This window comes from Emticicia sp. (assembly GCF_049241225.1).
Taxonomy (GTDB): Bacteria; Bacteroidota; Bacteroidia; order Cytophagales; family Spirosomataceae; genus Emticicia.
This window is the reverse complement of the sequence record NZ_JBMLRC010000281.1, coordinates 1-12,993: the sequence shown is the minus strand read 5'-3', so window position 1 is coordinate 12,993 and position 12,993 is coordinate 1. Positions and strand designations below refer to the sequence as shown.

Here is a 12,993-nt window from a genome sequence, read left to right as displayed (position 1 = left end):
CTTTATATTTTTTTACTAAAGTCGAAATCTCTTCGGCAATCAATCTAAACTGGCGGTGTCCTTCGGCAGTTTTTAGATTAATAATTGGTCGGAGGTGAATCTCTCCCGAGCCTGCGTGGGCATAATGTACCGACGACATACCGTTTTTAGTCAGAATCTCATTAAATTCTCTGATAAAATCGGGCAAATCATTTACATCGACGGCCGTATCTTCGATAACAGCAACAGCTTTTTCATCACCTGGAAGGTTCGAAAGTAGTCCTAAACCTGCTTTGCGAAGTGTCCAAATCTTTTTGGTGTCTTCACCAAAAAGAATCGGAAAATGATAGCCCAAACCAGCGGCACGCATTTCGGCTTCCATTTCGGTTGCACGAGCCTTTACTTCTTCAATATCATCGTTTGAGAGTTCTACCACCAAAATTGCCCCTGGGTCGCCTTGTACAAAGAAACGGTTTTGGCTTTGCTCTTTGTTTTCTTTCGTACACTCTAAAATATAATGGTCGATTAACTCTACGGCCGTAGGCTTATATTTGAGAGCAATAAGGTTTGCTCGAAGCGACTCATCTACCGAATTGACATGCACACAAACTAAACCTTGTACTTTTGGAGGAAGCGGATTTACATGAAGTTTGATTTCGGTGATAAACATCAAAGTTCCTTCCGAACCAGCAATCAATTTACAAAAATTAAACGCTCCACCCGAAGCCACACCTGCCAATGGTGGCGTTTTGATAGTTGCTTGCCCTTGAGTAGTAAAAACTTCGGTTTCTAAAAGCTCATCAATGGCATAGCCCGTATTCCGACGCTCGATACTCATTTTCGGAAACTCCTTACGAATTTCGTTTTGATTATCGACATCACTCAAAATACTATTAATATGATTATAGATACGTCCTTCGAGCGAAGTGGTATCGTTTAATTTTTGTTTAAATTCATCAATACTTAAATTCTTGAACTCTACAAAAGAGCCATCGCTTAAGAAACCTTTCACTTCCATCAAGTGATTGCGAGTACTTCCGTAAACGACTGAATTAGAGCCACATGAATTATTACCAACCATTCCACCAATCATGGCACGGTTGGCCGTTGAAGTTTCTGGGCCAAAGAATAAGCCGTTTTGTTTCAAGAAAAAATTCAATTCATCACGCACAACTCCTGGTTCTACTCTTACCCAGCGTTCTTCTTTGTTTAGTTCAAGTATTTTTGTAAAAGTGCGAGATACATCAACGACAATACCGTTACCCACCACTTGCCCAGCCAAGGATGTACCAGCAGTACGAGGAATTAAGGAAGTATTATTTTTACGAGCAAAAGCTATCAATTTCTGAATGTCGGACTTATCTTTTGGAATAGCTACCGCCAAAGGCATTTCTCGATAAGCCGAGGCATCAGTTGCATACAAAGTACGCATGACATCATCCAGATAAAGTTCTCCAGCCAACTCTTTGGCCAGTTGCTGTAATTGTTGATTAATCATTTATTATCAAAGTTTTTGAATTTTTCAAAGATATTGTTTTTTAAGCTCAGTCTCAAAAAACAATATCTATAAATATTTTATCTTTAAAAAGTACAAATTTGACTCAAAGCAGTCAATTCGTCATGAATTAATTTAGTTGTTGACTTTGAAGTAATAATTGATGAGTAAAATTGGATTACAAAATTACGACTAAAAACCTAAAGCTATATTGTTTTTGTACAATTTTTAAAAATTGAATTATTCAAAGAAGTTTTATTTTTTGATATAATTTTTTGGACTTTATATATTTCTTTTTGTAATTTTGGGAGTTAATTAGAAAAATAATTCAACGTTTTCTAAACAAATTTCTATATCATGCCGTTAGACTCGTCAAACTATTGATATATTGATCAAAATAAAACTAGAGAAGTGTGAATTATTTTTTAAGTTAAATTAATTATTTATTAATCTTTCTTTAATTACAACCTATGATGAAGTCCTACCAAGTGGGTCGCTATATTGGGCGACTATCGGCTGGTGTGAAAAAATCTATTTTCACAATCGCTGCAATGCTGTTAACATCACTCTATTTCACTGTGATGGCACAAGATGTAACTGTTTCGGGTACGGTAAAAGGTGCTGATGGCAGCGGTTTGCCAGGTGTTACAGTACAAGCAAAGGGTACAACTAAAGGTACTCAAACTGGCATAGATGGTTCTTACAAACTAGCTGGTGTTCCTAAAAATGGCACACTAGTATTTAGTTTTGTAGGTATGGAAACTAAAGAAGTTGCAGTCGGTAACAAAACTGTTGTTGATGTAACTTTAGTTGACGACACAAAAGCTCTTGAAGAAGTTGTTGTGGTTGGTTATGGTACTGTTAAGAAAAAAGATGCAACTGGTGCAGTAAATGCAATCGGTTCAAAAGATTTCCAAAAAGGTATCGTAACATCTCCTGAGCAATTAATGCAAGGGCGTGTAGCGGGTGTGCAAATTACACAATCAAGCGGTGAGCCTGGTGGTGGTATCAACGTACGTATACGCGGTACGTCTTCGGTATTTGGTGGTAATAACCCATTATTCGTAATTGATGGTGTGCCTTTGAGTGGCGATAACGTTTCTGGTGATGCTCAAACAAGTGGAATTGGTCGTCAGCCGGCAAGAAATCCATTGAATTTCATGAACCCAGATGATATCGCTTCAATTGACATTTTGAAAGATGCTTCTGCAACTGCTATCTACGGTTCTCGTGGAGCAAACGGTGTTGTTTTGATTACAACTAAGAAAGGAAAAGGAAAAGGAACGTTGGAGTACGGATACTCACATGGTTTTAGCTCAATTACTAAAAAATATGACTTATTATCTGCTGCTGAATATGTAGCTGCTGGTGGTCAGAACAAAGGTGGCTCAACAGATTGGCAAGATGAATTGTTCAGAACAGGACAAACAAGCCAACATAATCTTGCTTTTGGTGGTGGAGATGCTTCTGGTAGCTATCGTTTCTCTTTAGGTTACTTAAACCAAGAGGGTATCATCTTAAAATCAGCTATGAAACGCTACAGTGTTGGTTTTAGTGGTAACAAGAAATTTATCAATGATAAATTGACCATCGGAACCAACTTAAGTATGGCAAATACATTAGATACTGGTGTTCCGATTTCTGAAAACTCTGGTTTTGAAGGTGACTTATTGGGTGGTATCTTAAAGTCAAACCCAACTCAACCAATCTATACTACTGATGCAACTGGCAAGCAAGTATTCAACCAACCTGGTAATACTGAGCCGAATCCATTAGCTTTTGCTATGTTGTCTCAAGATAACACAAACACTTTGCGTGCATTAGGTAATATCAATGCTGAGTTACAAATTATTGAAGGTTTGAAATTCAAAACTGTATTAGGTTTTGATAAATCTCTTTCTTCAAGAAAATCGGCTTACTCAAGCGATTTAGTTGTAACTGGTATCGGTGGAATTGGTCGTGCATATGTGAATGACATTGAAACAGATAATCAATTGTGGGAAAACTACTTCACATATGACAAAGAATTTGGTAAAACATCATTCAACGCTTTATTAGGTTATTCATACCAAAGCTTTGATCGTTATTCAAAAAGTATTGCTGCTGCAAACTTCCGTACTACTGACTTAGATTTGATGATTAATAACATAGCCGCTGCGAACGCTGGTAAATTTGGCAGTAATGTTATCAACAACTCAAGCTCAGAAAAAGATGAATTACAGTCATACTTTGGTCGTGTTAACGTAAATCTTTCAAGCAAATATTTATTGACTGGAACTTTACGTATTGATGGGTCATCTAAATTTGGTGGTAATAATAAATATGGTGTATTCCCTTCTGGTGCATTCAAATGGAAATTGATGGAAGAGTCTTTCATTCCTAAAAATGTATTCTCTGATCTAGCTCTCCGTGTAGGTTATGGTGTTACTGGTAACCAGTCTATCCCTCACAACCTATATGACCGTCGTGACAGATATTCAGGATGGGGAATCAACCAAGGTGGTGATAACATTGAAGGTGGTGGTTTAAATGCTGTTGCATTTAATAACCCTAACTTGAAATGGGAAACTACTTCTGCCTTAAACGTTGGTTTAGACTTCGCAATCTTGAACAACAAATTGTCAGGTAATATCGAATTCTATCAGAAAAACACCAAAGACTTATTATTCTTAGTTGTTTCGGCTCAACCAGCTCCAACACCATTCTCTTGGAAAAACTTAGATACAGATATCCAAAACCGTGGTGTTGAATTAGGCTTGAACTACGCTGCTATCGATGGTAAAGATTTCGGATGGGAAGTATTAGCAAATGCTGCTTTCAACAAAAACTTGGTTAAAAACTTATCAGGTGTTTATGATACAGGTGAAATCAACGGACAAGGTTTAACTGGTGCATTTGCTCAACGTATTGCTCAAGGACAACCATTGTTTGCTTATTTCTTGCGTGAGTTTGGTGGTTATGACGAAGCTGGTAACTCAATCTACCCAGCGGGTGACTTCCAACAATTCTTAAATGGTAAAAGCCCACTTCCAACGGTAACTGCTGGTTTAACTAACAACTTCCGTTATAAAAACTTTGATTTGAGCTTGTTCTTCAATGGAGTATTTGGTAACTACATCTACTCAAACACAGCAAATGCTTTCTTCACAAAAGGTTCATTTGCGAATGGTCGTAACGTAACTAAAGACGTTGTAACTACGAAAGAAGGTCCATTAAATGCTCCTGACGTTTCAACACGTTTCTTAGAAAAAGGTGATTTCGTTCGTTTACAAAACTTGAACTTAGGCTACAGAGTGCCTATGAAGAGTAAAGTATTCTCTAACTTGAAGGTTTTCGTAACAGGTCAAAACTTGTTAACATTTACTAAATACTCAGGTCAAGACCCAGAGGTTAGTACAAACAAATCGATTAATGGTATTCCATCATTCGGTATTGACTACACTGCTTACCCAAGAGCTAAAACTTGGACAATCGGTGCAAACATTTCTTTCTAATTTGTGTTAACAATTCAAAACAATTGAAAAAATGAAAAAAAACAATATTTATAAAATACTTTTAGCAAGCACAGGATTAGCCTTTATGTCGGCTTGTACTGACCTTGTTAATGAAGAGAAAGATTCAATCGTACGTACATCTGCTGGTGGTACTTTTACCCCTGGTGACCCAGCGGCCCTATTAGAATCAGCTTACAAAGATTTAGGTGCATACACTGACCAAGCAAATATTTATGCCTTAGGACAGCATACAACAGCTGAGATGATTCCACCAACACGTGGTGTTGACTGGGGTGATAATGGTGTATGGCGTACACTTGATGCCCACACGTGGGATGCAACTCACTCAGGTATCACTAACGCTTGGAACCAATTGAACCAACGTGTGTTTAAAGCAACTGAGATTATCGCTTCAAACCCGAACGCATCTCAAAAAGCACAGGCACAGTTTTTACGTGCATTCAACATGTTCCATGTAATGGACTATTGGGGACAAGTTCCTTTCAGAGAGGTTACTCAAGGTGTTGACGAATTACCAAAAACGTTGAGTCGCTCAGAAGCTTTTGATTTCATCGTAAAAGATTTAACAGAAGCTCTTCCGAACTTAGCAAAAGTTGGTCCTTCGGCTACAAACGGTGTTGCAAATAAAGCTGCTGCTAATTTCTTATTAGCTAAATTACACTTAAATAAGGCTGTTTACAAAGCTGCTGCACCAGAAGGCCCATACACTTTTGATAAAGCTGATATGGATAAAGTAATTGCTTACGTTGATGCAATCACAGCTGATGGCTATTCATTAGATAAAGATTATTTCAATGCGTTTACTGCGGCTGCTAAAAACGAAACTATCCTCGTTTCATTAGAAGGTTCTGCTCAAAACCGTTGGTTCATGACTTTGCACTATAACCAAAACCCATCTGGTTGGAATGGCTTTACAACATTAGCAGATTTCTACGACAAATTCGAGAAAGATGATCCTCGTATTGGAAAACCAGCCTTAGGAAATGGCAAAGAATTTTCAGGAATTGGCCGTGGTTTCTTGATTGGAAAACAAATCACTGATGCTGGTAAAGATTTGATTGATACTCGTACTCAGAAAGTTTTATCTTTCACTCGTGATGTGCCTTTAGCTGGTGCAGCTACCGACAAAGGTATCCGTGTTATCAAGTATCACCCAGCTGATGCAAGTAAATATATCTTGATGCGTTATGCTGAAGCTGTATTAATGAAAGCAGAAGCACAATTCAGAGGTGGAAACACTGCTGGTGCGTTGACAACAGTTAACTCATTGAGAACAACTCGTGGTGGTAAAGCTCTTGCTTCTTTAACAGCAGATTCAATGTTCGACGAAATCGGTCGTGAATTGTACTGGGAAGGTGGCAAACGTACGGTAGAGGTTCGTTATGGTAAGTTTACAACTGGTACAGGTGTTGAAATTAAAGATGCTTATACTGTATTGTATCCAATCCCATCTTCGGCTATCGTTTCTAACCCGAACTTGACACAAAACAAAGGTTACTAAGAAGATTCTTAGAATATGATTAAACAAAAATGCTCGAAAAATCGAGCATTTTTGTTTTCTAAGCAAAACTAATTCAGTGGTTTAGCCCAAGCCATTTGTATCAAAGATTAATTATGAAATCGTATATTTACATTGTTGTTATTATTTTTTCGATTTTCTACTCTTGCTCTTCTCCACAAAAATCAGATAAAACAAATATTGATAGGATTTATAACAGCCTGAAAGACGGCCAAACTAAAGCGATTATCAAGATTGATGGAAAGGAGTTTTATCAGAAAGAAAGTATTTTTAGTTGTGATATTATTGCAGATAATGGTTTTCTGAGAGCTAATTTGTTTGACCAGTTTGAGAGTAATATTGTCTTGAATTTTGGTACAGAACGATGGCACGCTACTAAACCTTATGTACTGAGATTACAAAAAGACCAGCAAATTGAAGGTGGAATAATGATTGGCCGAATTGCCGACAAAGAAAAACGCACTGGCGAAGGTTATCTAATGACCGAAGGAGAAATTACACTTGAATCATTTTCTAAAGAAAGGTTCGTAGTAACAGTAAACGGAAAAGTTGGTAAATTTGAAGCACAACTAACGCCTGAAAAATGGCATGACGTCGAGGCAATTATTATTTCAAAAAAACCAAAGACTACTTTAGTCAACCTAAAAGAAGAAGGTTTGTATTTCTAACTTTCGACTTAATACTTTAAAAACCTGTGATGAAACTTACAAAAAACTTACTTTTTTTATTCGTTACTTCATTTTATCTGATTTCTTGCTCGAAAAAAAATGAAGATGCTCTATTTGAGCTAAAGGATGAAAACGAGACAGGGATTTCGTTTGAAAACACCGTAACGAATAAAGAAGACTTCAATATTTTTAGCTACCGAAATTTCTACAACGGTGGTGGCGTGGCCGTTGGCGATATTAACAACGATGGTTTACAAGATGTTTTCTTTACCTCAAATATGGGTTCAAATAAACTCTACATGAATAAAGGAGGCTTCCAATTTGAAGATATTTCTGAAAAGGCTGGCATTGCCAATCAGAAAAAATGGAGTACTGGCGTGGTGATGGTAGATATCAACAACGATAATCTGCTCGATATTTATGTCTGTAATGCAGGTTATCAGTCAGGTATTGGGCAAGAAAATGCCTTGTATATCAATAACGGTAACTTGACTTTTACGGAATCGGCTAAAAAATATGGCCTTGACGAAAACGGTTATACAACGCACGCTGCATTTTTCGATTATGACCTCGATGGCGATTTAGATTGCTACATTTTGAATAATAGCTTTATTCCAGTCAATACGCTCAACTACGATAATAATCGTGACCTCCGTGCCGAAGATTGGCCTGTGAAAGATTTTCTGAAAGGAGGTGGCGATAAATTGATGAAAAATGACAACGGTTTTTTTCACGATGTGAGCAAAGAGTCGGGTATTTATAGTAGTTTGATTGGCTTCGGTTTGGGCGTTACGATTGGCGATGTAAACAAAGATGGCTACCCAGACATTTATGTTTCCAATGATTTTTTTGAGAAAGATTATTTATATATCAATCAAAAAGACGGGAAATTTAAAGAAGAAATCGAGCAGCGAATGCAACACCTAAGCACAGCTTCGATGGGTGCCGATATGGCCGATATTAATAACGATGGCTATCAAGAAATCTTCACTACCGAGATGCTCCCAAGAGATGAAGTTAGATTAAAAACAAACGCTTCGTTTGATAATCACTACATCAATAATCTAAAAAAACAGAAGGGTTTCTACAACCAATTCATGCAAAATTGCTTGCAGCTCAATAACCAAGACGGCACTTACAGCGAAATTGCGTGCCTAAGCGGAGTGGCTGCCAGTGATTGGAGTTGGGGAGCTTTGATGTTCGATGCCGATAATGATGGTTTCAATGACATATATGTGTGTAATGGCATTTATCACGATGTAATCGACCAAGATTTTATTGATTTTTTTGCCAATGATTTATCAAAAAATGCCATCAATCAAGGCGAAAGAAAACGTTTCGATGAAATCATCAAAAACATGCCTTCTCGCCCAATTATTAATAATTTCTTTCATAATAGAGGCAAAACCGATTTAAGATTTGATGAAGAAGCCGAAAAATTTGGTTTTACACAACCTTCGTTTTCAAATGGTGCAGCCTATGCCGATTTAGATAATGATGGAGACTTAGATTTGGTAGTCAACAATGTCAACCAAAAGGCTTTTGTATATCAGAATAAGTCTGAAAAATTAAAAAATCATTTCCTAAAGATAAATCTCAAAGGCGAAAATCAAAATACATTCGCTATTGGCTCAGAAGTAACGATTTTTAGCCAAAATCAAGTAATAACACGTTATTTGATGCCTTCAAGAGGCTTTCAGTCGAGTTGCGAATACCCGCTTACGGTTGGTTTAGGAGCAAATAATAAAGTAGATTCGGTACGCATCAAATGGTACGATGGACGAGTATCGGTACTGAAAAATCCGACGATAGACAAAAGCCTTGTGGCTTCGATTAAAGATGCCAAACCAGCACAGTCTTTACCAGAACCAACACCTGCTAAACCATTTTTCCAAGCCGTTAATGTGGCATTAGATACTCATGTTGAAAATCAATACGAAGACTTCTACGACGAGCGAAACATTCCAGTAAAATTATCGGCCGAAGGCCCGAAAGCTGCCATTGGTGATGTAAACGGCGACGGCAAAGACGATGTATATATTTGTGGTGCTACCCTCCAAGCAGGGCAACTTTATATTCAGCAAGGTGCGGGTTTCAAGAAATCGGCTCAAGCAGTATTCGAGCAGTTTAAGTATCATGAAGATACCGCAGCAGAGTTTTTTGATGCTGACCGTGATGGCGATTTAGATTTGTACGTAGGTTCGGGCGGAAACGAAGTCCCAGCAGGAGATAGAGGTCTGGATGACCGACTATATATAAACGACGGAAAAGGTAACTTTACGCACAAAGCGAATGCACTACCTCGCGATGGCACAAATACCGCAGTTGTTGTGCCTTTCGATTACGACAAAGATGGTGATTTGGATATTTTTGTAGGGAGCCGAAGTCAATCGAAACAATATGGTTTGAGTCCGAAAAGTTTTGTGTTTCAGAATGACGGAAAAGGTAATTTCAGCAACGCAACCCCAAAAGAACTAGCAGAAGTGGGAATGGTGCGTGATGCCACTTGGCAAGACCTCAACGGCGATGGACAAAACGAACTCATCGTTGTAGGAGATTGGATGTCGCCTGTGATTGTTACCTACAAAAACAAGCGTTTTGAGCAACTCACTTCTGGACTTGAAAATCTAAACGGTTTCTGGGGAAGAGTGGAAGCCGTTGATATTGATAATGACAAGGATTTGGATTTGGTGCTGGGAAATTCGGGTGACAACGTCATGTTTAAAGCCAATGCCGAAAACCCGCTGAAAGTTTGGGTGAGCGATTTCGATAACAACGGAATTATTGACAAAATCCTCACAAAAACAGTTGACGGAGAAGATAAAACAATTTTTTTGAAGCGTGAAACGATGGAGCAGTTCCCTTTCTTGAAAACCCAAAACCTCAAACATTCAGAGTTTGCCACAAAATCAATCTCAGATTTATTTGATAAAAATATTCTGAGTAAAGGCGTAGTAAAGAAAGTAGATTTTCAGCAGTCGTGCGTGGCTATTAATGATGGCAAAGGTGGTTTCACGGTAAAAGAACTACCAGTTGAAGCACAGTTTTCGTGCATCAATGCAACTTATTGCGTTGATTTGAATAATGATGGCTTGAAAGACATTATTTTGGGTGGAAACAATCATAATTTCACGCCACAATTTTCTACACTCGATGCTTTCAAGGGTAAAATTTTATTAAATACGGGCAAAGGCAATTTTAAGGCAGTTTCAGACAGAAACAGTGGTTTTAGGGTGGATGGAGAAATGAAACAAATTGCCCCGATTAATATTAATGGCAAGCGAAGTTTCATCATTTTAGTAAACAATTCGACGCCAAAGGTTTTTAGCTTACAATAGCCAAAACCTCGCATGGCTCGCTATTAATCATTAATCGACATGCAACAAATAGGAACATTCGTAGCAAAATTTCAGCACTGGTCAGTCATTGTTTTTTTACTGACTACCTGTCAGGTATTTTCGCAGAGTGCGGGTAGTTACGTAAGTGTTTCGGAAACCACCAAAGGGCTGAGAATAAAAGGAACAACGGGCGATTTGTTTATCCAACAATTTTCGCCCGATATTTTTAAAGTTCAGTTGCTGAAAAGTGGTCAGGCATCTTATGATAGCTCGGCTTCTGTGGTATTAAAACCGCAGGGTTTTACGCAAAAAATCAATGAAAGTGCTACGAAATTTGAAATAATTAGCTCAAAATCAATACTCGAAATCAATAAATATCCTTTGAGAGTAAGCCTAAAATCGGGCAATCAGACGAAGATTTCGGAAGAACGAGGCATTGGCTTTGGTAAAGATTCGGTTTATTTTTCTTTCAAGATAAACCCAAGCGATGTTTTTCATGGTACTGGCGGACGTTTCTCCGAAATTAATCTCAACCGCAAAGTTCTTGATTTTAAAAATACCTATCGAGGCGGCTACTACGATGATGGTTTCGGCCTAACTACGGGTTTATCGCAGAGTATTAATCTTCCTTTCATTGTTTCATCACAAAAGTATGGTTTATTACTTGATGGAAGCCTGCCAGGCGATATGCGAATGTATGTAGGAGCTCAAGACTCTACGCAGCTAAATGTTGAAATAAGTAGCACAGGAAATTGGGCGTATTATTTCATTAATGGCGAGTCGAACGACGAAATTCTTAAAAATTATACACTTCTTACTGGCCGCCAGCCTTTACCTCCGAGATGGGCCTTGGGATATTTACAGTCGAAGTTTGGTTATAAATCTGAAACTGAGACAAAAGATGTACTAAAAAAACTCCAAAACGAAGGTTTTCCTGTCGATGCGATGATTTTGGATTTATATTGGTACGGTGATGGCACGACTATGGGAAATTTTGACTGGGACAAAACCAAATGGCCAAATTCGACCCAAATGATTAAGGATTTTGCCGCAACTGGTGTGCAGACTGTACTTATCAACGACCCGTATGTCACCACAAAATCTTTCAATTATAAACTGGCCGACTCTTTAAATTATTTCGCCAAAAATGCCAACACTAATCGTGCAGGACAAATAACGATGTGGAACGGAACAGTTGGTTTGCTGGATATTTTTAATCCAAATACCCAAAAATGGGTTTGGCAAAAAATGAAAGCGTTGACCAGTCAAGGCGTAAGTGGTTTTTGGAGCGATAAAAACGAACCCGAAAATCACCCGTCAAATTTTCTACATGCCAACGGTTCGGCCAACGATGTACATAATCTTTATGGGCTGGCTTGGGCTAAGAATATTTATGATAATTATGCCATTGACTTTCCCGAAAAACGAGTTTTTAATCTCAGCAGGTCGGGCTATATTGGCTCGCAACGCTACGGAGTTTTGCCGTGGAGTGGCGATGTACTGCGAGTTTGGTCGGGTTTGAGATACCAAATTCCGATGATGCTACATTCAGGTTTTTCGGGTTTGGCCTATATGCACTCCGATACAGGTGGATTTGCAAAAAGCCCCGACCAATCAGAAAAAAATGAAGAATTGGACGTTCGTTGGTTACAATTCTCTACTTTTTCACCTATTCTACGCTCGCACGGACTTCGTTTCAGCACCGAACCTTATAATCTCACTCAGCCTTTCTATAATATTTCAAAGCGTTATATCAAGCTGCGTTATGAGTTATTGCCATACTTGTATTCTTTGGCTTACAGAAACAGTACAACTGGCCGACCGATTTGTATGACGATGGATTATTTTGATTTGAGCAAAACTAACGGGAATATTGAAGACCAGTATTTCTTTGGCGAAAATCTGGTTGTTGCTCCAATATTAATTCACGGAATGCCGCTGCGGAAAGTGATTTTACCCAAAGGAAAATGGTTTAATTTCTGGACAAACAAGCTCTACAATGGCGAAACCAATGTTTTTGAGAATGTCACGATTGATAATATTCCAGTTTACGCTCGTGCGGGAAGTATAATGCCAATGGCCAAGTCGGCCAAAAGTTCAACCAGTTTGTATTCTTCCGATAGTTTGGTTGTTCGTTATTATCAAGATATTTCGGTGCCGAGAAATAACTTCACGGTTTTTCATGATGATGGAAAAGACGCCAAAGTCTTGCAAAATATGCGTTATGAATTGCTGAGTTTTTCGGGCAAAACCGCCACCGACAGTGTTCAAATCGAAGCAACTCGTACGCAAAACTATGCAGGTACGCTGGCCAGTCGTTCGCTCACGTATGAAGTTATCAATCTGACCTCAATTCCGAAATCAGTTAGTGTCAATAAGCAAAGCATTACACTTGTTTTTAAAGAATCTGATTTTAATAAAGATAATTTGGCTTTTTATGACACCGAACGGAAATTGCTGAAAGTCAGAACACTGTGGG

At 38.3% G+C, this 12,993-nt stretch carries 6 protein-coding genes; 5 read left to right on the top strand and 1 reads right to left on the bottom strand.

All coding sequences use genetic code 11. The annotated features are described in order from the left end of the window. Positions 1–1,477, bottom strand: a 1,477-nt coding sequence (locus tag ACOVO2_RS15180; RefSeq protein ID WP_421770797.1) for an FAD-binding oxidoreductase, incomplete at its 3' end; no start/stop codon positions are given. Positions 1,478–1,944: 467 nt separating this feature from the next. Between ACOVO2_RS15180 and ACOVO2_RS15175 the strand changes: the two genes are divergently transcribed. The 5 genes from ACOVO2_RS15175 to ACOVO2_RS15155 all read left to right on the top strand — a co-directional run. Then, positions 1,945–4,968 (top strand): SusC/RagA family TonB-linked outer membrane protein, encoded by a 3,024-nt coding sequence (locus tag ACOVO2_RS15175; RefSeq protein ID WP_421770796.1) that lies wholly within the window; start codon positions 1,945–1,947, stop codon positions 4,966–4,968. Between the two features lie 31 nt (positions 4,969–4,999). Further along, complete coding sequence (locus ACOVO2_RS15170) at positions 5,000–6,490, top strand: RagB/SusD family nutrient uptake outer membrane protein (RefSeq protein ID WP_421770795.1); 1,491 nt, start codon at positions 5,000–5,002, stop codon at positions 6,488–6,490. A 113-nt stretch (positions 6,491–6,603) separates the two neighbouring features. Continuing rightward, on the top strand, positions 6,604–7,176 hold the full coding sequence (locus tag ACOVO2_RS15165; RefSeq protein WP_421770794.1) for a hypothetical protein: 573 nt from the start codon (positions 6,604–6,606) through the stop codon (positions 7,174–7,176). A 29-nt stretch (positions 7,177–7,205) separates the two neighbouring features. Beyond that, entirely contained in the window at positions 7,206–10,514 is a 3,309-nt protein-coding gene (locus ACOVO2_RS15160) for a VCBS repeat-containing protein (protein ID WP_421770793.1), read from the top strand. A gap of 39 nt (positions 10,515–10,553) precedes the next feature. Continuing rightward, positions 10,554–12,993: TIM-barrel domain-containing protein (locus ACOVO2_RS15155; protein WP_421770792.1), on the top strand; the 2,440-nt coding region annotated here is incomplete at its 3' end.

Bases quoted from the DNA above. Each gene is read 5' to 3' on its own strand.
- ACOVO2_RS15175 (WP_421770796.1), top strand. From the start codon at position 1,945: ATGATGAAGTCCTACCAAGTGGGTCGCTATATTGGGCGACTATCGGCT.
- ACOVO2_RS15170 (WP_421770795.1), top strand. From the start codon at position 5,000: ATGAAAAAAAACAATATTTATAAAATACTTTTAGCAAGCACAGGATTA.
- ACOVO2_RS15165 (WP_421770794.1), top strand. From the start codon at position 6,604: ATGAAATCGTATATTTACATTGTTGTTATTATTTTTTCGATTTTCTAC.
- ACOVO2_RS15160 (WP_421770793.1), top strand. From the start codon at position 7,206: ATGAAACTTACAAAAAACTTACTTTTTTTATTCGTTACTTCATTTTAT.